Origin of the sequence: Streptomyces sp. NPDC102283 (assembly GCF_044766265.1) — a bacterium.
Taxonomy (GTDB): domain Bacteria; phylum Actinomycetota; class Actinomycetes; order Streptomycetales; family Streptomycetaceae; genus Streptomyces.
The window spans coordinates 169,458-192,509 of the sequence record NZ_JBIWLQ010000015.1; the positions used below are offsets into that span (position 1 = coordinate 169,458).

27 protein-coding genes are annotated in these 23,052 nt (G+C 72.4%); 16 read left to right on the plus strand and 11 right to left on the minus strand.

Annotation, left to right across the window (positions count from 1 at the left end):
- The first annotated feature begins 114 nt into the window (after positions 1 to 114).
- Positions 115 to 876, plus strand: coding sequence for a phosphoglyceromutase (locus ACIRJT_RS27360; protein WP_371624355.1), 762 nt, complete (start codon positions 115 to 117; stop codon positions 874 to 876).
- An 82-nt stretch (positions 877 to 958) separates the two neighbouring features.
- On the opposite strand, the gene ACIRJT_RS27365 is transcribed toward ACIRJT_RS27360, so the two are convergent.
- Together ACIRJT_RS27365 and ACIRJT_RS27370 are read right to left on the minus strand one after the other, a co-directional pair.
- The gene (locus ACIRJT_RS27365; protein ID WP_403913952.1) at positions 959 to 1,651 is read right to left on the minus strand and encodes a hypothetical protein; all 693 of its coding nucleotides are present in this window, start codon (positions 1,649 to 1,651) and stop codon (positions 959 to 961) included.
- A 56-nt stretch (positions 1,652 to 1,707) separates the two neighbouring features.
- Entirely contained in the window at positions 1,708 to 2,451 is a 744-nt protein-coding gene (locus ACIRJT_RS27370; protein WP_403913955.1) for a class I SAM-dependent DNA methyltransferase, read from the minus strand.
- A 232-nt stretch (positions 2,452 to 2,683) separates the two neighbouring features.
- On the opposite strand from ACIRJT_RS27370, the gene ACIRJT_RS27375 reads away from it, so the two are divergent.
- From ACIRJT_RS27375 to ACIRJT_RS27385, 3 genes are all read left to right on the plus strand, one after another.
- A complete protein-coding gene (locus ACIRJT_RS27375) occupies positions 2,684 to 3,073 on the plus strand; it encodes a hypothetical protein (RefSeq protein ID WP_403913957.1) in 390 nt (129 codons plus the stop codon).
- Between the two features lie 273 nt (positions 3,074 to 3,346).
- Positions 3,347 to 3,595 carry a hypothetical protein gene (locus tag ACIRJT_RS27380; protein WP_403913960.1) on the plus strand — a complete coding sequence of 83 codons (249 nt, stop codon included), beginning with the start codon at positions 3,347 to 3,349 and terminating at the stop codon, positions 3,593 to 3,595.
- Positions 3,592 to 3,834 carry a hypothetical protein gene (locus ACIRJT_RS27385; protein ID WP_403913962.1) on the plus strand — a complete coding sequence of 81 codons (243 nt, stop codon included), beginning with the start codon at positions 3,592 to 3,594 and terminating at the stop codon, positions 3,832 to 3,834. The genes ACIRJT_RS27380 and ACIRJT_RS27385 overlap by 4 nt, the downstream gene beginning before the upstream one ends.
- 52 nt (positions 3,835 to 3,886) lie before the next feature.
- Here the strand turns inward: ACIRJT_RS27385 and ACIRJT_RS27390 are convergent, their stop codons facing one another.
- Positions 3,887 to 4,693 (minus strand): hypothetical protein, encoded by an 807-nt coding sequence (locus ACIRJT_RS27390; RefSeq protein ID WP_403913965.1) that lies wholly within the window; start codon positions 4,691 to 4,693, stop codon positions 3,887 to 3,889.
- Positions 4,694 to 4,991: 298 nt separating this feature from the next.
- Between ACIRJT_RS27390 and ACIRJT_RS27395 the strand changes: the two genes are divergently transcribed.
- Positions 4,992 to 5,999: a phosphotransferase family protein gene (locus ACIRJT_RS27395; RefSeq protein ID WP_403913968.1), complete on the plus strand. Its 1,008-nt coding sequence runs from the start codon at positions 4,992 to 4,994 to the stop codon at positions 5,997 to 5,999.
- A gap of 87 nt (positions 6,000 to 6,086) precedes the next feature.
- Here ACIRJT_RS27395 and ACIRJT_RS27400 read toward each other — a convergent pair whose 3' ends face one another.
- Positions 6,087 to 6,599, minus strand: coding sequence for a YbjN domain-containing protein (locus ACIRJT_RS27400; protein WP_217224532.1), 513 nt, complete (start codon positions 6,597 to 6,599; stop codon positions 6,087 to 6,089).
- A gap of 71 nt (positions 6,600 to 6,670) precedes the next feature.
- Entirely contained in the window at positions 6,671 to 8,023 is a 1,353-nt protein-coding gene (gene mshA / locus ACIRJT_RS27405) for a D-inositol-3-phosphate glycosyltransferase (protein ID WP_403913971.1), read from the minus strand.
- Between the two features lie 190 nt (positions 8,024 to 8,213).
- Between mshA and ACIRJT_RS27410 the strand changes: the two genes are divergently transcribed.
- From ACIRJT_RS27410 to ACIRJT_RS27425, 4 genes are all read left to right on the plus strand, one after another.
- Entirely contained in the window at positions 8,214 to 8,999 is a 786-nt protein-coding gene (locus ACIRJT_RS27410; protein ID WP_403913974.1) for a class I SAM-dependent methyltransferase, read from the plus strand.
- 116 nt (positions 9,000 to 9,115) lie between these two features.
- On the plus strand, positions 9,116 to 9,334 hold the full coding sequence (locus tag ACIRJT_RS27415; protein WP_403913977.1) for a hypothetical protein: 219 nt from the start codon (positions 9,116 to 9,118) through the stop codon (positions 9,332 to 9,334).
- Between the two features lie 105 nt (positions 9,335 to 9,439).
- Positions 9,440 to 10,528 (plus strand): NlpC/P60 family protein, encoded by a 1,089-nt coding sequence (locus ACIRJT_RS27420; protein WP_403913980.1) that lies wholly within the window; start codon positions 9,440 to 9,442, stop codon positions 10,526 to 10,528.
- A gap of 292 nt (positions 10,529 to 10,820) precedes the next feature.
- On the plus strand, positions 10,821 to 12,242 hold the full coding sequence (locus ACIRJT_RS27425; RefSeq protein WP_403913983.1) for a PP2C family protein-serine/threonine phosphatase: 1,422 nt from the start codon (positions 10,821 to 10,823) through the stop codon (positions 12,240 to 12,242).
- On the opposite strand, the gene ACIRJT_RS27430 is transcribed toward ACIRJT_RS27425, so the two are convergent.
- The 3 genes from ACIRJT_RS27430 to ACIRJT_RS27440 all read right to left on the minus strand — a co-directional run bounded on the left by ACIRJT_RS27430 (position 12,224) and on the right by ACIRJT_RS27440 (position 13,953).
- Positions 12,224 to 12,565: a DUF2516 family protein gene (locus ACIRJT_RS27430; protein WP_403913986.1), complete on the minus strand. Its 342-nt coding sequence runs from the start codon at positions 12,563 to 12,565 to the stop codon at positions 12,224 to 12,226. The two genes, ACIRJT_RS27425 and ACIRJT_RS27430, sit on opposite strands and share 19 nt — an antisense overlap.
- A 146-nt stretch (positions 12,566 to 12,711) precedes the next feature.
- Entirely contained in the window at positions 12,712 to 13,395 is a 684-nt protein-coding gene (locus tag ACIRJT_RS27435; protein WP_403913989.1) for a hypothetical protein, read from the minus strand.
- A 36-nt stretch (positions 13,396 to 13,431) separates the two neighbouring features.
- On the minus strand, positions 13,432 to 13,953 hold the full coding sequence (locus ACIRJT_RS27440; protein WP_403913992.1) for a helix-turn-helix domain-containing protein: 522 nt from the start codon (positions 13,951 to 13,953) through the stop codon (positions 13,432 to 13,434).
- Positions 13,954 to 14,171: 218 nt separating this feature from the next.
- On the opposite strand from ACIRJT_RS27440, the gene ACIRJT_RS27445 reads away from it, so the two are divergent.
- Positions 14,172 to 14,969 (plus strand): hypothetical protein, encoded by a 798-nt coding sequence (locus tag ACIRJT_RS27445; RefSeq protein ID WP_403913995.1) that lies wholly within the window; start codon positions 14,172 to 14,174, stop codon positions 14,967 to 14,969.
- Positions 14,970 to 15,014: 45 nt separating this feature from the next.
- Here ACIRJT_RS27445 and ACIRJT_RS27450 read toward each other — a convergent pair whose 3' ends face one another.
- Entirely contained in the window at positions 15,015 to 15,191 is a 177-nt protein-coding gene (locus tag ACIRJT_RS27450) for a hypothetical protein (RefSeq protein ID WP_403913997.1), read from the minus strand.
- 138 nt (positions 15,192 to 15,329) lie between these two features.
- On the opposite strand from ACIRJT_RS27450, the gene ACIRJT_RS27455 reads away from it, so the two are divergent.
- From ACIRJT_RS27455 to ACIRJT_RS27470, 4 genes are all read left to right on the plus strand, one after another.
- Positions 15,330 to 16,184 carry an alpha/beta fold hydrolase gene (locus ACIRJT_RS27455; protein WP_403914000.1) on the plus strand — a complete coding sequence of 285 codons (855 nt, stop codon included), beginning with the start codon at positions 15,330 to 15,332 and terminating at the stop codon, positions 16,182 to 16,184.
- 329 nt (positions 16,185 to 16,513) lie between these two features.
- The gene (locus tag ACIRJT_RS27460) at positions 16,514 to 17,500 is read left to right on the plus strand and encodes a peptidoglycan-binding protein (protein WP_403914002.1); all 987 of its coding nucleotides are present in this window, start codon (positions 16,514 to 16,516) and stop codon (positions 17,498 to 17,500) included.
- Positions 17,501 to 17,831: 331 nt separating this feature from the next.
- Positions 17,832 to 18,536, plus strand: coding sequence for an HAD-IA family hydrolase (locus ACIRJT_RS27465; protein ID WP_403914113.1), 705 nt, complete (start codon positions 17,832 to 17,834; stop codon positions 18,534 to 18,536).
- A 41-nt stretch (positions 18,537 to 18,577) separates the two neighbouring features.
- Positions 18,578 to 19,375, plus strand: coding sequence for a phosphotransferase (locus ACIRJT_RS27470; RefSeq protein WP_403914005.1), 798 nt, complete (start codon positions 18,578 to 18,580; stop codon positions 19,373 to 19,375).
- A gap of 109 nt (positions 19,376 to 19,484) precedes the next feature.
- On the opposite strand, the gene ACIRJT_RS27475 is transcribed toward ACIRJT_RS27470, so the two are convergent.
- Together ACIRJT_RS27475 and ACIRJT_RS27480 are read right to left on the minus strand one after the other, a co-directional pair.
- Positions 19,485 to 20,180 (minus strand): TetR family transcriptional regulator, encoded by a 696-nt coding sequence (locus tag ACIRJT_RS27475; protein ID WP_403914007.1) that lies wholly within the window; start codon positions 20,178 to 20,180, stop codon positions 19,485 to 19,487.
- A 19-nt stretch (positions 20,181 to 20,199) separates the two neighbouring features.
- On the minus strand, positions 20,200 to 21,045 hold the full coding sequence (locus ACIRJT_RS27480) for a TetR/AcrR family transcriptional regulator (protein WP_403914010.1): 846 nt from the start codon (positions 21,043 to 21,045) through the stop codon (positions 20,200 to 20,202).
- Positions 21,046 to 21,199: 154 nt separating this feature from the next.
- Between ACIRJT_RS27480 and ACIRJT_RS27485 the strand changes: the two genes are divergently transcribed.
- Together ACIRJT_RS27485 and ACIRJT_RS27490 are read left to right on the plus strand one after the other, a co-directional pair.
- Positions 21,200 to 22,204 (plus strand): ATP-binding cassette domain-containing protein, encoded by a 1,005-nt coding sequence (locus tag ACIRJT_RS27485; protein WP_403914012.1) that lies wholly within the window; start codon positions 21,200 to 21,202, stop codon positions 22,202 to 22,204.
- Positions 22,197 to 23,045 carry an ABC transporter permease gene (locus ACIRJT_RS27490; protein ID WP_403914015.1) on the plus strand — a complete coding sequence of 283 codons (849 nt, stop codon included), beginning with the start codon at positions 22,197 to 22,199 and terminating at the stop codon, positions 23,043 to 23,045. Before ACIRJT_RS27485 ends, ACIRJT_RS27490 begins: the two co-directional genes overlap by 8 nt.
- Positions 23,046 to 23,052 lie beyond the last annotated feature (7 nt).

Sequence of the window (23,052 nt, forward strand, 5' to 3'; positions counted from 1 at the left end):
ACTGGATTGACGCCCGCCGTCAATCGTCCGCCCGTCGGGCCCTCCCGGCCCGGGCCCTGTCCGCGTTACGGGCGGGCGCGCGGAGCCCGCACGGGTTCGATTACGCTCGGACTCATGGCCGACGCACCGTACAAGCTGATCCTCCTCCGCCACGGCGAGAGCGAATGGAACGCGAAGAACCTGTTCACCGGTTGGGTGGACGTCAACCTCACCGAAAAGGGCGAGAAGGAAGCGGTCCGCGGCGGTGAGCTGCTCAAGGACGCCGGTCTGCTCCCCGACGTCCTGCACACCTCCCTCCAGCGCCGCGCGATCCGGACCGCCCAGCTGGCCCTGGAGTCCGCCGACCGCCTCTGGATCCCGGTCCGCCGCTCCTGGCGCCTGAACGAGCGCCACTACGGCGCGCTCCAGGGCAAGGACAAGGCGCAGACGCTCGCCGAGTTCGGCGAGGAGCAGTTCATGCTGTGGCGCCGCTCGTACGACACCCCGCCGCCGCCGCTGGCCCGCGACGCGGAGTACAGCCAGTTCGACGACCCGCGCTACGCGACGCTCCCCCCGGAGCTGCGCCCGGACACGGAGTGCCTGAAGGACGTCGTCGTCCGCATGCTCCCGTACTGGTTCGACAACATCGTCCCGGACCTCCTCACGGGCCGCACGGTCCTCGTCGCCGCACACGGCAACAGCCTCCGCGGTCTGGTGAAGCACCTGGACGGCATCTCTGACGAGGAGATCTCGGGCCTCAACATCCCGACGGGCATCCCGCTCTCCTACGAGCTCGACGCCGACTTCAAGCCGCTGAAGCCGGGCGGCACGTACCTGGACCCGGACGCGGCGAAGGCCGCCATCGAGGCCGTGAAGAACCAGGGCAAGAAGAAGTAGCCCGCCTTCTCCGGCTCACCGAGCCCCCTCCTCGCGGATGGTCCGCTTCGTCCGCGAGGAGGGGGCTCGGTCGTGCTGCCGGTCAGCCGACGCCGCTCATGTCGATGACGTCGTCCTTGCCCGGGGGGCGGACGTCCAACGGCTCGTCGAAGGCGCTGAACGACACCGTGTTGTCGAACGTGGCGTCCTTGTAGACGACTTTGAGGATGTACGGCTTGCCCTCGGTGGCCACGTGGAAGCCGAACTCGCCCTTGGTCTCCTTGTCGGGCACCTTCAGCAGAACCGTCGGGACTCCGTCGATCTCGGAGGACTCGCCCTTGGTGGCTTCGCCGAACGAGGTGAACTCGTGAGTGCAGTCCGAGAGTTCGTCGCCCGGCTTCGACTCGCTGGAAAGCTCCTTGACCCACAGTCTCTGCTCGCCCTTGCCCGCGACCTTCCGGCCCGACTCCTCCATATGGGTCCGATTGGGGCGGATGTAGTCGGCCCCCTCGATCCGGATCTGGTCGAGCCGGGCGCCAGAGGCCGTGGCCGTCCTGAACACGCATGTGGCCTTGAGGTCGGTCACCAGGTGGCTGGACCGGTCCTCGCCCCCGGTCACCTTGGTGGCCGTCTCGATGGTCACCGACTTCAGATCGCTCATCGCGGCGTTCGCGTCGTCGAGCAGCCGGCTGGCGGAGGTTTCCTCCGATGTGCCGCCGTCCGTGCAGCCGGTCAGGGCGGCGCCCACGACCAGGCACGCCAGGACCGCTGTTCCGGCGGTCGATATTTTTCGCACAAGACCCCCAGGTCCGAATCGGATCATGCTAGACGAGAGGCCCCGGCCCCGCTGCCTCAGGCCGCCGGCTTGCGCCAGACCGAGATGTGCTGGTCCGCGTCGTCGGTGAACGGCGCTCCGTGCCAGTCCGCCACGCGCTGTTCCAGTTCCAGCCCGGCGATGCGGGCCATCAGGTCGAGCTCCGCCGGCCAGGCGTAGCGGTGCCGGGAGTCGGCGCGACGGTAGCGGCCGTCGTCGCCGTCGCGGGTGAAGTGGTGCGAGACGAGGGTCTGCTCGACCAGGTCGAAGGTGTCGAAGCCGAGATGGCGGTCGGACACGTCGAACGGCACCGCGACCTGGCCCGGTGGCAGGGACCGCAGAGGAGGAACGTCCAGTTCGATGACGAATCGGCCGCCGGGCGCGAGGTGGCGGGCCGCGTTGCGGAAGCACTCGACCTGCTCGTCCTGGGTGAGCAGGTTCGAGATGGTGTTGTAGACGAGGTAGACCAGGGTGAACTCGCCGGGCACGACCGTGGTGGCCATGTCCCCGATGGTCACCGGGAGGGTGTTCGCGTCGACCTTGCGGCGGAGTACCGCCGCCATCGGTTCGGACAGTTCGATACCCGCCACCGGCACGCCGCGCTCCCGGAGCGGCACGCCCACGCGCCCGGTCCCGATGGCGAACTCCAACGCGCGTCCTTCTCCGGCGCGTTCGGCGAGAAAGGCGAGGGTCGGTTCGAGGGCGGCGGCCGAGGAGTTCTCGGCCTCCTCGGCGTCGTAGCGGTCGGCGGTCTCTTGGCTCCACAGTTCACTGCTCGTCACGGGCGACCACTCTGCCGGGCGCCCAGGACCCTGTCGACGCGATTTCGGTCGACGCGCTTTCGTACGGCCGGCGTCGCGGTCGGCCGCTGACACGCGCGCCGTGCGGGCCGTCGCCGCCAGGTGTGGAAGCCGATCACCGCCGCCACGGAGAACGCAACCGGAGATGCCGCCCGGGCAAGGCCCGCAGCTTCGGGATGACGGGTTGTCAGTGCCCCCTGCCACCATGGTCACCATGGCGACCTACCTGCTCTCCGACATCGAACATGCGCTCCGTGACAGTTGGAGCGCCGAGACCTGCACCCCGGAGTACCGGGACCGCTGGACTCCGGACAATCCGGCGCGGGACCAGTGCGGCGTGACCGCCATGGTGCTCAACGACCTGCTCGGCGGGGAGTTGATCCGGGGTGAGGTCCATGTCGACGGTGTGCGCACCGACTTCCACTGGTGGAACCGCCTGGGCTCCGGTGTGGATGTCGACCTGACCCGGGAGCAGTTCGGGCCGGAGGAGGTCGTCGTGGGCGGTGACGTCATAGTCAGGCCGCCCGTCAGCGAGTGGCGGCGGCTTCAGGAGGAGTACGCGATCCTGCGCGACCGGGTCGCGGAGAGGCTCGGGCGGCACTGAGGCCCGGCGGCGGCCCGTGCCGCGCTGCGGTCGGGCCGTGCGTGCGTGCGTGCTGGGTACGCCGCGCTGCCGCAGGGCCGTGCGTGCCGAAACACGCGGCGCATCCCGGTACGCCACGGCGGACCCCGGTACGCCACGACGGGCCTTCGCACACACCCCGGTCCGTGCCCGATCCGTGACCTCGCCCGACCGTCCGAAGTGCCCCTCGTACGCACTACGGTGAGCCCATGCCGTCCGTGTGCTTCCAGGGCAAGGAGATCGAGGAGAGCGATCATGGGTGAGTCTCTGAAGACCTTCGTCGGCGGTGCCGAGGTCGAGGTGCCCAACAGCATCCCGGACATCCGGGCCGCGCTGCCCGAAGAGAGACGCGAGGAGTTCGATCTCGCGATCAACGAGGCCGGGGTGCACGAGATCCAGTCCGTCATGCGGCACTGGATGCTGGAGGCCGTCCCCGATCCCGAGGCCGAGAAGATCCTGGACCGGCTGGCGCAGGACGAGGCCGAGAGGCGGAGCGTCGCTTGAGCTTCCGCATCTCCTACGCACCGCCGGCCGACGACACCCTGGCCAAGATGCGCGGCGGCGAGTCCTTCCGGGACGAGATGGCCCGCACCCTCGGCAAGGAGCCGTACGGCCACGCGTCCTCCGCCGTCAAGAGCGAGCAGGACCGACGTGAGGCGACCGTCTCCGGGGCCATCGTCCTGTACTACGTCTCCCGATCCGTCCTGACCGTCACCGTCGTCCGCCTCGTTCCCCTGCCCTGACCGCCCGAGAGGGGGAGGTGAGGGCAGAGGCGCGGCGCGGCGTCCGTACGCGTCAGGCGAGCTTCCTGTCCTGCGCCGCCACGACCTCCGCCGGCACCTCGAACTTCACGTCGCCGCCCACCGCCGCCAGGTTGAAGGAGAAGAACGTAGCCACGGTGGCCTCCTTGCGCAGCGCCACCAACTTGAACGGAGCGGTGTCGCCGTCCTCCTCGGAGGTGACCGTCCAGGCCGCGGCCTCGTCGCCGCCGGTGGCCTTCTCCTCGGCGATCGAGGTGACCTTCGTCGGCGTGCCGGCGACCGTGGCGGTGAAGCCGCCCGCACAGTCCGCGGCGGCCTTCTTCAGCGCGGCGAACGCGTCCGGACCCGCCGTCCCCTCGTACGAGTGCAGCGCGACGAAGGTGGACGTCAGGTTGAAGGCGTCCTTGAACGCGTCCTCGACCTCGCCTTCCGCCATGTCCTCCAGCGACTTCTTCTTGCCGTCGGTCTTGGGCTCGTCGATCACCTTGCGCTTCGTGGTGGCCACCGAACCCTTCTGGGCCACGCCGAACATGGCGTGGGCGACGGGCAGGCAGCCTTCCTCGTCGACCGTGACGCCGTCCGCCGGGACCTCGTCGGCCGGGCCGGCCTTCGTGATCTTGCGGCCCTGGACATCGCCCTGCACAAGGGTGGCCTTCTCCAGCTCGGCCGCGGTGAGCGCCTTGGCCGGGGTCTTCGGCGCCGAGCTGCTGCCCGCAGCGCCCGAGTCGTCCTTCCCGTCCTTCTTGTCGGCGTCCGACGTGCCGCCGCAGGCGGTGGCCAGCAGGGTGAGAGCGGCCGCGGAGGCGGCGAGGGCGGTACGGCGTACGGCAGTGGCGCGCATGGTTCTACTTCCTGCAATCTCCGGTTCGGAAGCAACCGCCCTGTCCCCGTACGGCACTTCGCCTCCGTCCGGGACGGGCCGTCGCAGTGATCCACACCCTACGATCGAACCTGTGATCGATGACCGATCCGGTGGCACCCTCCGGCGATCGTGATTCTGCTGTGATCATCCTGTGAACTCACTGTGCGGCACCGCCGTACAACCCCGCCGCGCACCCTCTCCCCTGCCCTCTCCCCCCTCCCCCTCCCACAGCCCCAGCCCAGCCCAGCACCCGCGATACGAAAGGGCGTCACCCCGTATGTCCGGCCACGTCCCCGTCCCGCCCCTCTCCCGGATCCTCGACGCCCTCGGGGTCGGCGAACGCGACATCGCCTCGCACACCACCCTCGCCGGCGGCACGTACAACACCGTCACCCGCGTCACGCTCACCGACGGCCGCGACTGGGTGGTCAAGACGCCCCCGCCGCACACCGACGCCCTGCGGTACGAACGCGACCTCCTCGTCAACGAGGTCGCGTTCTACACCGCCGCCGCGCAGGCCGGCGGCCCCGCCGTCCCCCGCGTCGTGCGCAGTGAGCCGGACCCGGCCTCCCCGACCGGCGCGTACCTGGTCATGACCGCCCGCCCCGGCCGCCCCTGGCACGAGGTCGACGGGGCGCCGAGCGCCGACGACGAGCCCCGGCTGCGCGCCGAACTCGGCGGCCTCGTCGGCCGGTTGCACACCGTGACCGGACCCGCGGGATTCGGCTATCCCGCCGAGCCGTTCGGGCAGCTCGCCCCCACCTGGCGGGCCGCGTTCACCGCGATGGCCGAGGCCGTGCTCGCCGACGCCGAGACCTACCGGGCCCGGCTGCCGTACCCCGTCGACCACATCCGCACGGTGCTGGCGGACGCGGCCCGCGTACTGGACGACGTCACCCGTCCCGCGCTCGTCCACTTCGACCTGTGGCCGGGGAACCTGCTGGTCACGGGAGACCCCGGCGCCCGCGCCATCGGAGGGATCATCGACGGGGAGCGGATGTTCTGGGGCGACCCGGTGGCCGACTTCGTCTCCCTCGCGCTCTTCGCGGACATCGAGCGGGACCGGGACTTCCTCGACGGGTACGCGCGGTCCGCGGGCGGGGCGGTGGAGTTCACGGACTCGGTGCGGACGCGCTACGCGCTGTATCGGAGCTACCTCTACCTCATCATGCTGGTCGAGACGGTGCCCCGCGCGGTCGGGCCCGAAGCCGCGGAGACGACCTGGGAGTCGGTCGCGCCCCATCTCGTCGACGCCCTGGACACCGCCCGCGGTGGCGGCGTCTGACCGGCGCGTCCGTGGTGGCGTGGCACGGAAAGCCTCGGTGCAGGCGTACGCCGCGCTGCGCCTCGTACAGGGTGGCCGGGAGGCGCGTCAGCTGTCGGACGGACGCCGGGTCAGATGGCTGAACGCGTCCAGGTTCCGGGTGGACTCGCCGCGCGACACCCGCCATGCGTACTCCTTGCGGATCGAGCTCGCGAATCCCAGCTCCAGGAGGGTGTTGAACGCTCCGTCGGCCGCTTCGAGCACCACGCCGAGCAGCCGGTCCAGCTCCTCGGGAGTGACCACCGACAGTGGCAGTTTGCCGACCAGATAGACGTCGCCGAGCGAGTCGATCGCGTAACTCACTCCGAAGAGGCGGAGATTGCGCTCCAGCAGCCAGCGGTGCACCTCGGCGTCGTTCTCGTCGGGGTGCCGGACGACGAACGCGTTGAGGGAGAGGGAGTGCTTGCCGACGATCAGCGAGCAGGTCGTCGACAGCTTGCGGGTGCCGGGCAGCGTCACGACGTAGTTGCCGCGCCCGGGGCTCTCCCATACGAGCCCGGCGTCGTTCAGCGTCGCCTCGATGACCTGGGCCGCTGCTGTTTCGTCCGGTACGTCAGCCATGCAGCGAGCGTACGACAGGGGCGCGCCGCGCACGGCACGGGACCGGCGGCGTCCGCCCCCGCGCGCGGGCCTCAGCCGTGGTGCGCCCGGGCGCGCCGGCGGTGGTCGCAGAGCGCGGCCGTGTATACGTCGGCGGTCGCCGAGGCGGCCGTGTCCCAGCCGAAGGACTGGGCGTGCGCCGCGGCGGCCGCCCCCATCCGCTCGACCAGCTCCGGCGCGTCCGCGAACCGCCCGAGCGCACGGGCGTACGCCTCCGGGTCGTGCCCCTCCACCAGGAAGCCGCCGACCCCGTCGCGCACCGCCACCGGCAGCCCGCCCACGGCCGCGGCGACCACCGGGGTGCCGGTCGCCTGCGCCTCTATGGCGACCAGCCCGAAGGACTCGCTGTACGACGGCATGACCAGCACCGAAGCGGCGCGGAACCAGTCGGCGAGCCGATCCTGGCCCACCGGCGGATGGAACCGCACGACGTCGGCGATGCCGAGGCGGGCGGCCAGCTTCTGGAGCTCCTCGGGCTTGGCGAGTCCGCTGCCGCTCGGGCCGCCGACCACCGGCACGACGATGCGGGACCGCAGGGACGGGTCCCGGTCCAGGAGGACCGCCACGGCGCGCAGCAGCACGTCCGGGGCCTTCAGCGGCTGGATGCGGCCCGCGAAGAGCGGGATCAGCGCGTCCTGCGGCAGGCCGAGCCGGGCCCGCGCGGCGGCGCGGCCGTCGGCAGGCCGGAAGCGGTCCAGGTTGACGCCGGGGTGCACGACGGCGACCGCGGCCGGGTCCGCGTCGTAGAAGCGGACGAGCTCGTCGGCCTCTTCGGCGGTGTTGGCGATCAGCCGGTCGGAGGCGTTCACGATCTGGGTCTCGCCGATGACCCGGGCGGCCGGCTCGGGGGTGTCCCCCTCGGCGAGCGCGGCGTTCTTGACCTTGGCCATGGTGTGCATGGCGTGCACGAGCGGGACGCCCCAGCGCTGGGCGGCGAGCCAGCCGACCTGGCCGGAGAGCCAGTAGTGGGAGTGCACGAGGTCGTAGTAGCCGGGGCGCTGACCGGCCCAGGCCTGCATCACGCCGTGCGTGAAGGCGCAGAGCTGGGCGGGCAGCTCCTCCTTGGCGAGGCCCTCGTACGGCCCGGCGTCGACGTGCCGGACCAGGACGCCGGGCGCCAGCTCGACCGCGGGGGCCAGCGAACCGGTGGTGGCCCGGGTGAAGATCTCGACCTCGATGTTGATCGCGGCGAGGCGCTTGGCCAGTTCGACGATGTAGACGTTCATCCCGCCCGCGTCGCCCGTACCGGGCTGGTGGAGCGGGGACGTGTGCACGGAGAGCATCGCGATGCGGCGTGGCTTCCGGGAGGCTCCGGAGAAGCCTCCGGGGAACCTGAGGCGCGCGGCCGTGCGGGTGGAGCCGAGCCGGGAGACGTACTGGCTCACCTCGTCGGTCCTCCTCGATCGGGGCATGCTGGCCGGAGGGCACGGAGCTCCTCCGAAGGGCGAGAACAGTGGAATCCCGTCTTTCATTTCCGCTTTGCCAAATCATTACGTTGCCGTGCGGCGCGCCGCACGGCAACGGCGGGGCGTCCTGGCATCCGCCCCGCTCCGCCCCGTCGCATACGCTCGACCCATGCGCCAGCGCCCCATCGGCACCGCCACCCGCGGGACCACGAACCCGAACCGGCTGCGCCGCATGGACCGCTGGATCGCCGACGTGCACGGCCCCGCCCTGCGCCGCGCCGGGACCCCGACGGCCGTCGACCTCGGGTACGGCGCGGCCCCCTGGACCGCGGTCGAGCTGCTGGACCGGCTGCGCACCGCCGAGCCGCGCACCGTGGTGGCGGGCATCGAGATCGACCCGGAGCGGGTCGCCGCGGCGCAGCCGTACGCCCGCGAGGGCCTCACCTTCGTGCACGGCGGCTTCGAGGTCCCGCTGGACGTCCGGCCCCTGCTCATCCGGGCGGCGAACGTGCTGCGCCAGTACGACGAGGACCAGGTCGCCGAGGTCTGGGGGCGGCTGTGCTCCCGCCTCGCCCCGGACGGACTCCTGGTGGAGGGGACGTGCGACGAGATCGGGCGCCGGCACGTCTGGGTGGCGCTGGGGCCCGAGGGCCCGCGCACGGTCACCTTCGCGACGCGGCTCGGCTCGCTGGACCGCCCCTCGGACCTGGCGGAACGCCTGCCGAAGGCACTGATCCACCGCAATGTGCCGGGCGAGCCGGTCCACGCGTTCCTGCGGGACTTCGACCGGGCCTGGGCGACGGCCTCCCCGTACGCCTCGCTCGGCGCGCGGCAGCGCTGGATCGCGGCGGTACGGGCGCTGTCGGCCGACTGGCCGGTGACGGACGGGGTACGGAGGTGGCGGCAGGGCGAGATCACCGTGCCGTGGGACGCGCTGCGGCCCAACGGTCACTGAGCCCTTGCCCGGAAGGGCAGAAATCCTTCGCTCCGGGAACGCCACGGGGGCATCGTTCGTCCCAGTGGGGGGAGACGGCGCAGGTCGAGGCGGAGTGCGAGCCGGACGAGCCGGGGGTGAACAGTGACGAAGCGGCCCTGTGGGTGCGGCATGTGACGCGCCAGGTGCCGTCGGCCTCTGTTGCTTTACGGGACGACATGGCACGATCGCGACGTCGCCGAAAAGTTACTGACGGTAAGTCAGATGCACGATACCCGGCTTCTATTGCTTTTCTGTCATACGCGGCATTCATCACCTTCACGATCGTCACCATCTACGTCACCCAGATCACGTAGACCACCTACAGCGCCTAGATCGCCTAGATCGCCTAGATCGCCTTCATCATGTTCACCGCTTTCGTCCGGAGGCGGGCCCGGAGTAACAACCCGGAGGGGGAGCTCGTGAACCGACGCCACTGCGCCACTGCCGCCATCACGCTGGTCTGTGCGCTGGCCCTGCTGACGTCCACGGGCCAGGCCATGGCCGCGCCGACTCCGGAGCCCCCGCCCTCCCCGTCCGCCTCCTCCTCCGCGGGCTCGCCGCCCCGCTACTCCAACGCGGACCTCGAGAAGGTCCGCGAGCAGATCGACACGCTGTACCGGAAGGCGGCCGCGGCGACGGACGCGTACAACCTCGCCGAGGAGCAGACGAAGAAGCAGTCCGGCGAGATCGTGAAGCTGGCCAAGGCGATCGTCGACGGCCAGGCGCGCATCGCCGCCCTGAAGGACCGGGCCGGGGCCCAGGCCCGCGAGCAGTACCGCAACGGCGGCCTGCCGCCCGGCGCGCAACTGGCCCTGAGCAACGACCCGAAGCTCTTCCTGGACGGGATCAACAAGGTCCGCCAGAGCCAGCAGGCCTCCAAGTCGCTCCTGACCGATCTGAACCGGACGCAGGAGGACCTGGAGACGTACACCCAGGACGCCAGCGCGAACTGGGAGAAGCTGGAGACGACCCGGGTCAAGCAGGCCAAGGCCAAGAAGAAGATCAACGCCCGGATCAAGGCCGCGGAGAAGATCGAATCGCAGCTGGAGGAGAAGGAGCGCGACCGGCTCCGCCAACTGGAGCGGAACGCCGCGGACAAGGCGCAGACCGCCTGGCTCTCCTCCGGCGCCGTCAAGGACGTCAGCGGCGAGGCGAGCGAGGGCGGAGCGGCGGCGGTGGCCTTCGCGACGGCGCAGATAGGCAAGCCGTACGTCTGGGGGGCCGAGGGCCCCGGTTCGTACGACTGCTCGGGGCTGACCTCGCAGGCGTGGCTGGCGGCGAAACGCACGATCCCGCGCACCTCGCAGGAACAGTGGCGGCTGCTGCCGCGCATCGACATCCAGGACATGCGCCCCGGTGACCTGATCATCTACCACGCCGACGCCAGCCACGTCGGGATGTACGTCGGCGACGGCTCGATCGTCCACGCCCCGCGCCCCGGCCGCGACGTCACGCTGGCGGGCGCGGGCTCGATGAAGATCCTCGGCGTGGTCCGCCCGGACAAGTAGGACCGACCGGACACGGGGCGAGGCCCTCGCGAGGCCGTGGTCGGGGCCACGTGAGCGGGGCCACGCCGCCGCTCACGGGCGCGTGATGTTTGTCATGCGCGCTTCTGCGCCGTTATCGCGGCCCATCGCGCCGGATCCGTGTCGGGACGCGGCTTATGACGGCGCGTACGACGGGGGGCGGTCCCCGTGCGCCATTCCGTTCCCCCGCCGCGGACCGCTATCGTCCCCGACTGGCGGATCGTCGATCGTCGACCCGCCGCGCCCTCGGGGGGAGGGAAGGAAACTCGAACCGATGCCCGTACCCGTACCGCCGCAGCGATCCGCTCCCGCTGCGGAGACCTCGCACGGCGACCTCACCCTGCTGGTGATCGAGGACGACCCGGCGGGCACCACCATCACCGTCCCCGAACTCTCGGCAGCGGCCGGGACCCGGGTCCGTATCCGTACCGCCCGCAACCTCACCGAGGCCGCGCGGCTGCTCACCGACGACGTCGACTGCATCCTGCTGGACCTGGCGCTGTCCCTCACGGGCGGCGGATCCGGCCCCGGCACGCCCGCCACGGACGCCGGGACGGCCGGCAGCGGGCCCTCCGACAGCGGATCGCTGCCCGCGCCCGTCTCCGCGCGGGCCGACGAGCTGGCGGCCCTCACCCACGTACTCCGCATCGCGCCGCTGCACGCGGTCCTCGCGCTGACCGCGCAGGACGACACGGAGCTGGCGGCCGAGGCGGTCCGGGTCGGGGCGCAGGACTACCTCTTCCGGGGCGAGCTGGACGCGCGCGTCCTGAGCCGCGCCATCCGCTACGCCGTGGAGCGCAAGCGCGCCGACATCGCCCAGCACCAGCTGACCGAGTCCCGGCTGCGCGCCCAGGAGAACGCCCGCCTGGAACGCGGCCTGCTCCCCACCCCGCTGCTGGAAGGCTCCGGCCTGAGCTTCGCCGCCCGCTACCGCCCCGGCCGCAGCCGCGCCCTCCTCGGCGGCGACTTCTACGACGTCGTCCGCACCCCGGACGGCACGGTGCACGCGATGATCGGCGACGTCTGCGGACACGGCCCGGACGAGGCGGCGCTCGGCGTCGAGCTGCGGATCGCCTGGCGGGCGCTGACCCTGGCCGGGCTGTGCGGGGACGAGCTGCTCTCCACGCTCCAGCAGGTGCTGGAGCACGAGCGGCAGAGCGAGGAGATCTTCGCGACGCTCTGCACCGTGGACATCGCGCCCGACGGGCGACGGGCCGGACTCTGCCTCGCCGGACATCCCGCACCGCTGCTCGCCCGCCGCGGCCTGCCCGCCCGGCTGCTCCCGTACGAGGACGGCGGCCCGGCCCTGGGACTGCTGCCGCGGGCCAGGTGGCCGCGTCGTCAGGTCGAGCTGGGCGGCGCCTGGAGCCTGATGATGTACACGGACGGGCTCATCGAGGGGCGCGTGGGGACCGGAGGCAGTGAGCGACTCGGCCAGGACGGCATGGTCGCGATGGTCAACGGCCGGCTGGAACAGGGGCTGGCGGGCGAGGAGCTGCTGGAGGCGGCGGTCGCCGAGGTGCGGGAGCGACACGGCGGCGAGCTGACCGACGACGTGGCGGTCCTGCTGCTGGGCCGTGATCCGGAGCGGATACGACAGTGGGGCGGCAGCGCACCGCGCTCCCACCCCGCGTCCGTCGACCGGCCGCCGTCCCCGCCCGTGCGGGCGGCGAGGGCTCAGCGCCCGCCGTTGTAGGGACCGTACGGACCGTCGCTGCTGGAGCCGCCGCTGCGGCCACCGCCGCCGCCCGAGACCGCCTTGAGCGCGGGACGCACGTCGACCATGAACACGATCGACGCGACCACGCCGGCGATCTGGAGGAAGAAGAGCGAGGCGGGGAGCAGGTTCACGGCGACAGCGACCCCGAGGAGGATCAGCCAGAAGGACTTCTTCTTCTTGTCTGCGGCCCGGTAGGCGTCCTCACGGGCGGTCGCCGCGAAGACGAACGCGACCACGGCCAGCACCAGCATCGCCAGATAGAGCAGCTGGAGCACCGAGCCGAACGCTGAGAGCAACATGGTGTGTACCGCCTAGTGAGTGGATGAGCGCCCTGCGGCCCTAAGGGCCAAGGTACCGGGACAACGAGCCGGCCACCCGTAAAGGTGCCCGCCCCGCGCCCCGGTCCCGCTTACCGAGTCCCGCGTCCCGGCGCGACCCGTGAGGGTCACTCGCCGGCGGGCGGCGGGGTCTTCCTGGCCGCGGGCTTGCGCGGCGCGGGCGTCTTCTTGGCGGGCGCGGCCTTGGCCTCGGCGGACGTCACCGGGGCGGCGGGCTTGGCCTTCGTCGCGGCGGGAGCCGACTTCGCCGGGGCGGCGGGCGCGGGCTTCGTCGCGGCGGGCGCGGGCTTCGTCGCGGCGGGCGCGGGCTTCGTCGCGGCGGGCGCGGGCTTGGGCTCGGCCTCGACGACGGCGGCGATCTCGACGATCTCCTCGGCCGTCTCCCCGCGCCAGGTCCGTACGGTCTGCTCGCCGTGCTCGGCGACCTTCTCGTACGTCTCCCGGGCCTTGATGGCGTACTCGGCGGCCACGCCCACGCTGCGGAGCGCCAGATCCTGCGCGTTCTCGCCCAGCTTCTTCAGGTCGGCGGCGTCGAACGAACCGAACACCTCGGTGACCTTCGCCTGCACGGTGGCCTGGGCCTCCTTGGCCTGCGTGGTCACCTTCTCCTGCACGGCCTTGGGGTCGGTGTTGCGCACGGCATCGATCCGCTCGGGCGCCTCGGCCCGCAGCTGCTCGATCAGCGCCGGAACCTTGCGCGCCTGCTGCACGGCCAGGTCGGCCGTGCCGGCGGCGAAGTAGAGGGGGGTGGGGTCGGTGAGGGTCTTGCGCAGGTCATCGGTGATGGCCATGACTGTGGTCCTCCCGGATCATCAGAACCAGCTGTTTCAACTGTGAGGGTCGTGGTCTTCGGTGGCGTCCGCACCGGCGTCGTCGCCGTCGCGTGGCCCGGCATCGCGGCCCGCGTCGGCGTCAGCTTTCGCGTCCGCATCGGGTATCGCGTCCGCATCGGCTTTCGCTTCCGCACCGGCTTTCGCATCCGCGTCCGCATCGGGCCTGGGGACGAATCCGTTCTCGCGGCGGAAGGAGTCATAGATCTGCAGCAGCACGTTCTTCTGCCGCTCGTTGATCGACGGATCGGCCAGAATGACCGCCCGGGTCTCCAGCTCCTCCCGCTCCCGCTCATCGAGGATCCCCGCACGGACGTACAGGGTCTCGGCCGAGATCCGCAGCGCCTTGGCGACCTGCTGGAGCACGTCCGCGCTGGGCTTGCGCAGACCGCGCTCGATCTGGCTGAGATACGGGTTCGACACCCCGGTCGCATCGGCGAGCTGCCGCAGCGAGAGCTGCGCTGCACGGCGCTGCTCCCGCAGGTACTCACCGAGATTGCCGACGTTGAGTGATGCCATGGCTCGATACTGCAACACTCCTGCTAACTTTTGCAAGCACATGCTTGCAAAAGTGTCGCGTGCCACTGTGCTCGGCACCTGTGACGTTCGGCGCCGGGCGGCAGCGTTCCCGGGATCGCCCGTCACGACCGAGCCCGCGCCACCGCCTCGAACCCCGGCCGACCGGGGCGGGACTTCGGTCGTGAGCCGTGTCAGACCCGGGTGCGACACTTCGGCCCATGTCTCTCGCCGATCTCAGCCTTGACCAGTGGCGGTCCTTCGAGCTGCCTGCCGCACGTCGCATCGCCCGGGAAGCCGCGCACCGGGTGGACGGCCGCGTGACCGCTGTGGAGACCGTTGAGCATCTCGGCTCCCCGCTGCACCGGGTTCGGATCGAGCGGGACGGGCAGGAGTTCGCCCTGATACCCGGCGGCGCGGTGACCCTCGGGTTCGATCTCGACACCTGGCAGCCCACGCCCGAGCAGGCCGCCGACTACGCGGAGAGCCTGGAACAGGGCTACGGCTACGGCCCCGACCTGCGAGCCCACCTCGCGCAGGTCCTCAGCCCGCGCCGGAGCGTCACCCTGGCCACGGTGCTCATGGCCGTGGAGGACGAGAATCTGACCGAGCCGCCTGCCGACATGCCCGCCGTGCTCGCGGCTCGCGGCCTGCGGATGCCGAGCTCCGACGAGTGGGAGCACGCCTGCGGAGCCGGCGCGGACACGCTGTTCCGGTGGGGCAACGACTGCGCCTCCGGCGACGTCCCCTACGACGACCACGCCGGCCCGCACCGCCAACTGAGCGGCTTCTGCCTGCGCATCGCCTACGACACCTACAGCACCGAGCTGACGAGCGACGTCACCGCTGCCCATGGCGGCGACGGTGGTGAGTCGGTGTGCGGAGGGTACGGCTGGGTGCTGGCGTGGCTGCCCCTGGCCACCGCCAACCGCAACCCCTCCATGGCCGAGTTCGCGTACGGCCCGGACGGCGAGAGTCTCTGCGAGGACTTCTCCACCCGGCCCGTGCTCACGCTCTGAACCCCCTCGGACCGGCCCGATGTCCACCGAGGCGGGCGATGGCCTTCAGGCCGGCGCGCCGGTCGCCGGTCGCCGGTCGCCGGTCGCCGGTCGCCGGTCGCCGAACAGCACTCCGCTGACGTCCTTCCTCCACGATCCGGCGGCCCCCAGCCCTCCCGGACCGCCGCCGGTCGAGGCGGTGAAGGTCCTCGGCCCGGTCTCCGCGCGGCTGAGCGTCTCCACGGACACCGGGTACGGCGACGGCTTCGCCCGCCTGTGCGCGACGTGGACGCACAAGGGCGTTCCACCAACGTCTGTGACAGGCTCGCCCGTCCCGTTCCCGGACCTTGTTCCGAAGATCGTTCTGTTGGAGGCTGAAGCATGCAGAATCAACCGACGTTCATCCTCGTCCACGGGGCCTTCGCGAATTCGTTCTCGTTCGCGCCACTACAGGCCGAACTCGCCCTGCTCGGGCACCGCTCGGTCGCGGTCGACCTTCCGGGGCACGGATTCGAGGCGACGTCGCCGGCGTCCTACCAGGCTCCCCAGGATCTCGACGCCCTCGCCACGGAGCCGGGAGGCATCAAGGGAGTCACCCTCGCGGACAACGCCGCCCGCGTGATCGACGTCCTCGAACGGGCCAAGCGGAACGGGCCCACCGTCCTCGTCGCCCACAGCAGGGGCGGCATCACGACCACCGCCGTCGCCAACGCCCGGCCCGACCTGATCGACCGGATCGTCTACGTCTCCGCCTGGTGCCCCGTCGACCTGGAGGTGGGCGGCTACTACGCCCAGCCGGAGATGGCCGACGTCGACGCGGAGGCCCTCACCTCCGTGCTCGTCGGGAATCCGGCCGAACTCGGGCTGCTGCGCTTCAACTTCCGCACGGCCGACCCGTCTGCGCTCACCCTGCTCAAGAAGGCATTCGCCGCCGACCTCACCGATGACGAGTTCCGGACCTTCCTCAGCACCTTCCAGTCCGACGAGAACCTCGACGCCGGTACGGACGCCGACCGGGCACAGGCCACGACCTGGGGCCGGATACCGAGGACCTACGTCCGCCTGGCCGCCGACGCCAGCGTTCCGCCCGCCGTGCAGGACCGCATGATCCGCGAGGCCGACGTGCTCACACCCGACAACCCCTTCGACGTCCGAACGCTCGACGGAAGCCATCTGCACTGGCTCGTCCATCCGAAGCCCGCCGCCGAGCTGCTCGCCGGGCTCGCAGCGCTCTGACCGTCCGGCGGGCGGTCCGCCGTTCCCGGCGAAGCCCCGCCACCTCAGCCCTCCCCCTCCCCCTCCCCCGCCTCCGCCCCGTCTCCTGAGCGGCAGGCGGGGCGGGTGGTACGGAACTCCGCTCACGCATACGCGTGTTGGGCCCCCCATTGGGCCCGTGGGCCCCTGACCGGGCGGCCGCCCACCTCTATCGTCTATGCGGGTAGATCCTCGTACCCACTGATCCGCTCACCCGCTCACCCAGGCACCACGCACCACGCACCCGCTCGCACGGACGTCCCACGTGCTCGACCCGCCCCCTGTGCTCGACCCGCTACGAGGGAGACCTGATGTGCCGATCCTGTGCGACGTCCGCCGCGCCGGCGGAGACACCGGCGGACCGGGGGAGTCCGGACCGCGGTCCGTCCCGTCGGGGCCTGCTGGCGGGCCTGGGCCTGGGCGTCCTCGGCCTGAGCCTGACGGCCGGGGCCTCCACGGCGGCAGCGGCGGCGGCGACCGCGAAGAACGGGGCGTGGGCCAATCCCGCCCTGGGCCGGTTCCCGGCCGGGGGCCACTACGGCGCACCCCGGGGCGGCGCGTCCCACGCCGGCCAGGACGTCAGCAACTCCACGGGCACCGCCGTGCACGCGGCGGCCGGGGGCAGGGTCGTCCGCCGGTCGTGGGGAGGAGGGCTGCCGGGCCGGACCGGTAACGCCCTGGTGATCGCGCACGGCGACGACCAGTACACGTACTACGGACATCTCAGCGCCTACCGGGTCGGGCTCGACGCCGAGGTCTCGGCCGGGCAGCGCATCGCCGACATGGGGGCCACCGGCAACGTGACCGGGCCCCACCTGCACTTCGAGACCCACTCGGGACGGCTCGGCACCACGGTGAACCCGGTCGCCTTCCTGGCCGCCCGGGGCGTGGACCTGTCCGGCGGCTGGTCGCGGATCGACCCGGGCGCGAGAGGCGCCACCGTCGTGGTGATCCAGCACCTGATGAACCAGCGCGGCCACGGGCTCGCCGCCGACGGGAGTTACGGCTCCGTGTCCGTCGAGGCGGTCGAGCAGTTCCAGCGCTCCAAGGGGCTGGCGGCCGACGGCCAGGTCGGACCGGCCACCTGGCCCGTGCTCGTGTACCCGCTGCGGCAGGGCGCGGGCGGGTCCCACGTCCGGGCCCTGCAGACCGCGCTGAACAAGCGCGGTGCCCGACTGGCGGTCGACGGCGGATTCGGTTCCGTCACCACCAGCGCCGTACGCGCCTACCAGAGCGTCAACCGCCTGGTGGCCGACGGCGAGGCGGGCCCGGTGACCTGGCGGGCGCTGACCGGCTGACCGCCGCCGAGAGTGGGACACACGGTGACGCGTGAGGTCCCGCGGGCCGCCCGGAAGGGTGGCAGTGGTCGGCCATGAACGGTCCGGCGGCCGGTTATGGTCGACCACGTTCCTCCGCACCCGACGTACCCGGCGCACCACGCCCGGCGCACCACACCGAAAGCCACCGTAGGAGAACCGGGCAGACATGCGCACGCGAACCGCAGCCGGCGGCCACGGCACTCCGGCGACACCTCCTGCGCCCTCTCCGGTCCCCGCCGACCACACCGTCCCCGCCGTCCCCGCCGACCGCGCCGACCGCGCCGACCGCGCCGACCGCGCCTTCGACGCCGTGCTCTGCGATCTCGACAATGTCGTCCGCTTCTACGACACCGCCCCGCTCGCCGCCCTGGAGCGGGCCGCCGGACTGCCGGAGGGCACCACGACGGACATCGCCTACGCGCCCGAGGTCGATCTCCCGCTGCTCCTGGGCCGGATCACCCCCGACGCCTGGGTGGAGGCCATCGCCGCCGGGCTCGCGGAGCGGGTGGGCGGGGAACGGGCCCGCGCGCTGGCCCGGGCACTCGCGGACGCGCCGTTCCGGGCCGATGAGGAAGCGGTGTCGCTGCTGCGCCGGGCCAGGACCCACGTCCCGGTGGTGCTCGTCACCAACGCCACTCTCCAACTGGAAGCGGACCTGGCTCTGTTGGGCCTGTCCGACCTGGCCGACGCGGTCGTGAGCAGCGCGGTGGAGCAGGTGGCCAAGCCCGACCCGGCCATCTACGGCATCGCGGCCGCACGGGCGGGCGTACCACCGGCCCGGTGCCTGTTCGTGGACGACCGGCAGGAGAACGTCGACGCGGCGACCGCCCTCGGCATGACCGGCGTCCTCTTCCGCGAACCGGACGATCTGCGGCGGGCGTTGGGGTCGTACGCCGCGGAGGCGACGAGTGCCGAGGCGCCGGTGGAGGCCGAAGGGGCGGCGGAGACCGAAGGGGCGGCGGAGACCGAAGGGGCGGCGGACGGGGCGGAGCAGCTCACCGCCCGGCCGCGTTGAGCCCGGAGCGCCGGGACCCGGACGACCGGGGCCCGGAAGCGTTGAGCGAGGGCCGAGGCCCGGAAGCGCTGTCCGGCGGACTGGCCAACGCCGGAGCCGTCTTCCGTCACGGCGACGCCGTCGAACGTCCCGCACCTGCGCATGCCGCCGTCCTGCACACCCACCTCCGGGCGCTCCGGGAGCAGGGGTTCGACAGGGCGCCCGTACCTCTGGGAGTCTCCGCCTCCGGGCTCCGGGAGCGGCTCTCGTACGTCCCCGGCGAGGTCGCCGTCGCCCCGCACCCGCCCTGGACCTGGACGGACGACACCCTGCGCTCCGTGGGGGCGCTGCTCCGGCGCATGCACGACGCGGCGGCGGCCGTCCCGTCCGGCCGGGCGGACGGCTGGCCCGCCGACCTGGCCGACCCGGAGGGTGCGGCGGCTCCGGGCGCGGTGGTCTGCCACAACGACGCGTGCCTGGAGAACGTGGTGTTCCGGGACGGCCGCGCGGCCGCCCTCATCGACTTCGACCTGGCCGCGCCCGGCCGCCCGGTCTGGGACGTGGCCATGACGGCTCGCTACTGGGCTCCGATGCGGGGCCGCGCCGGCCTCGACCCGTCGCACCGGCTGCGCGTCCTGGCCGGCGGCTACGGACTCGGGCGCGCGGACCGGGCCGCCCTGCCCCGGGTGATCGAGCAGGCCACCGCGGTGTGCCGGGCGTTCGTCGAACGGCGGGTGGAGCGGGGGGACGCGGCGTACGCGGCGGCGTACGAGGAGAACGGGCGGGCGGCGTGGGACCGGCACCAGGCCTGGCTGGCGGACCACCGTCGCGAGCTGACCGCGGCCCTGCTGGCCGACTGACCGGCGCGGAGCGGGCCGCACCCCTCACCCGCGCGACCGCGACCGCGGCTCCGGCTCCGATTCCGGCTGCGGCTGCGGCTGCGGCTGCGGCTGCGGCTGCGGCTGCGGCTCAGTCCGACTTCAGCCCCGTCCGCAGCTGGACGAACGCCTGCTCGGCCGCCCGTACCGCGGACGCGTGGACCCGGTCCGCGCTCTCCCCCGCGTCGATCCGCCGCCAGTTCTCCAGGGCCAGGATGCGCAGGACGGCGATGATCTGCCCGGCAGCGAGCCGTTCGGGCAGCCCGCCGCCGAGGGCCCGGGCGAGCGCCGCCTCGGAGCGGCCCTGGTAGGCGTACATGCGGGCGACCAGTGACGGCGTTCCGTACAACAGGCGGTGGAATTCCAGCACTTCGGGTACGTCGCAGAGTCCGGTCACCGGGTCGCGCCGGTCGAGGCCGTCGAGGAGGTGGCGGTGCAGGGCGTCCAGCGGGCCCTCGCCGGGGGGCCGTTCGGCGACCACCCGGGCGGACTCGTCCTCGTGGTCGGCGAACCGGTGCAGCACGAGGTCCTCCTTGGCGGGGAAGTACCGGAACAACGTCGGCTTGGAGATGCCCGCCGCGGCCGCCACCTCCGCCACGGACACCTTGTCGAAGCCGCGTTCCAGGAACATCGCGATGGCCGCGTCGGAGGCCGCCCGATAGGTCAGCCGCTTCTTGCGCTCCCGCAGACCGACCGGTGCCGGGGGACGCTCCGGCGCCCGGCCCGAGGCCCGCGCTCCGGCCCCGCTCCCGGGCTCGCCCCCGGCGTTCTCTCCGCTCATGACCATGAAGCGTACGCCCCCGACCTCAACCGGACTTGGCGTCGCGGGAGGAGGAGCCGGAGACGGAACCCGAGGAGCAGCCGGAGGTTCCAGCGGCACCGGGGGCGTCGGCCGACCGCCGGATCAGCGCCTCCACCCCGTCCAGCAGCACGCCCATGCCGAAGGTGAACTCGTAGTCCGCCTCGTCCGGCTCGCTCATCACCCCGGTCTCCAGCTGCCGGGTGATCCCGGGGTGCCGTTCGGGGTCGACGAGCCGCTTGAGGGTGCGTTCGTGGGAGGCCGCCAACTCCTCGGGCGTGATCCCGCGCGCGGCGCCGGCGGCCTTCAGGTCGCTCGTCATCAGCGCCTCGCTGCGCACGAAGTTGGAGATCAGCAGGATCACCGAGGTCTTGTCGCCCTCGCCGAGACCGCTGCCCCTCAGCGCCTGGAGCCCCTGCTCCCACCACGCGATCGAGTTCGGGGTGGCGGGCGGGCCGCCGATGGGGATCCGGAGCGCCCAGAGGTGGCCGTGGTACCGCTCGCGCTGCGCGGCCGCCCATTCGGTGAGCGCCGCCCGCCAGCCCGCACCCGTCTCCAGGGCGGACAGGGGTTCGGGCGGGCCGACCGCCGCCTCCTGCATCAGGACGTACAGCTCGTCCTTGGCGGAGACGTACCGGTAGAGGGACATCGTGGACGCGCCCAACTCCTGGGCGACCCGGCCCATGGACACGGCCGCGAGCCCGTCGGCCGCCGCGACGCGCACCGCCGCGGCCACGATCCGCTCCAGACTCAGACCGGGCTTCGGGCCCTTGGCCGGGCGGTCCCGCAGCCCCCAGGCCGCCTCCAGGCTGGCCGGCAGGTCGCCACCGCCCGAGCCGCTCTTCTCCGTCACCGCATCCCCTTCGCCCGGCATCCCGACCGCGCCTCCGTCGCGCCGCCGCCATGCCGCTGTCACGCCCCGTGCCCCCGCGCGCCTTGACCCCATCCTAGAGATGCGTAATGCTTACGCAGTAACGCGTATGGCATACGCAAAAGGAGATCCGAACATGACCGGCCCGACCAGAAACACCGCCAACGGCAGCGGCGACGCCGCCGGTGACCGCGCCATCGAGGCGTACGGCCTCACCAAGTCCTACGGAAAACCCGCCGTCCGGGTCCTCGACGGCATCGACCTCCAGGTCGGGCGCGGCACCGTCTTCGCCCTGCTGGGGCCGAACGGGGCCGGCAAGACCACCACCGTGCGGATCCTCGCGACGCTGACCGAGGCCGACTCCGGCACCGCCCGTGTCGCGGGGTACGACGTCGTCGCCCAGCGGAGCGCCGTGCGCGGCTCGATCAGCCTCACCGGCCAGTTCGCCGCCGTCGACGAGACCCAGACCGGCGAGGAGAACCTGCGGATGATGGCCCGGCTCACCGGGCTCTCCCGGGGCCACGCCCGGAGGCGGGCCGGGGAGCTGCTGGAGCGCTTCGACCTCACCTCGGCGGCCCGCCGACCCGTTCGGACCTACTCCGGGGGCATGCGCCGCCGCCTCGACCTGGCCGCCGGGCTCGTCGGCTCACCGGAGCCCGGGGTGTTCTTCCTGGACGAGCCGACCACCGGCCTCGACCCGCGCAGCCGCCAGGAACTCTGGGAGGTCGTCCGGGAGCTGGCCGCGAGCGGGGCGACCATCCTCCTCACCACCCAGTACCTGGAGGAGGCCGACCGCCTCGCCGGCCGGATCGCCCTGCTGAACCAGGGCCGGATCGCCGCCGAGGGCACCGCCGCCGACCTCAAGTCCCGCGTCGGCGGACACCGGCTCGACCTGGTCCTCACCAGCAGCGAGGCATACCTCCGACTGGCCGGGCGGGCGGTCCACCACTCCCCCGAGACCCTGACGCTCGGCCTCGCCACCGACGGCTCGGCGGCCCAGGTGCGCGCCCTGCTCGACGAGATCGACCCGACGCGCCGCGAGATCGAACGCTTCAGCCTGCACAGCGCGACCCTCGACGACGTCTTCCTGGACCTGACCTCGAAGGCGCCCACGACCCCGGAGGCACCCACCCATGTCTGACACCGCCGTTCGGCGCGGGAACCCGGCCCGGCACACCGGCGGGGCCGCACGGCGCCCCGACCCCGAATCCGGTCGCGGGCCCGGCCGGCTCACCCACACCGCCGTCATGACCGCGCGCGCCCTGCGCATCAGCAGCCGCAACACCGACGCGCTGATCACGTCCCTGGCACTGCCGATCATGCTGATGCTGATCTTCGTCTACTTCTTCGGCGGCGCCATCGACACCGGGACGGGCTACGACTCGTACGTCATGTACGTCGTCCCGGGCGTCCTCCTCCTGTCCGCCGGGTTCGGCGCCGCGACCACCGCCACCGCCGTCAGCGAGGACATGAAGGGCGGCATCATCGACCGGTTCCGCTCCCTGGACGTGGGCGGTACGCCGGTCCTGGCCGGGCATGTGGCGGCCAGCACGGTCCGCAATCTCTGCGCCACGGCCCTGGTCTTCGGCGTCGCGCTGCTGATCGGATTCCGCCCCGCCGCCTCCTGGAGCGGCTGGCTCGTGGTGGGCGGCGTCCTGGTGGCCTACATCGTGGCCCTGTCCTGGATCTCGGCGGCGATCGGAATGCTGGCCCGTACCCCGGAGGCGGCGAGCGGATTCACGTTCTTCATGTCGTTCCTGCCCTACCCGAGCAGCGCCTTCGTCCCGACCGAGAACATGCCCGACTGGCTGCACGGCTTCGCCGACCACCAGCCGATCACCCCGGCCATCGAGTCCCTGCGCGGGCTGCTGCTCGGCCAGGAGGTGGGCAGCACCCCCTGGATCGCGCTCGCCTGGGCCGCCGGGATGCTCGCCGTGGCGATCGGCGCCTCGGGGACGCTGTTCCGGATCCGGACACGCTGACCGCCGG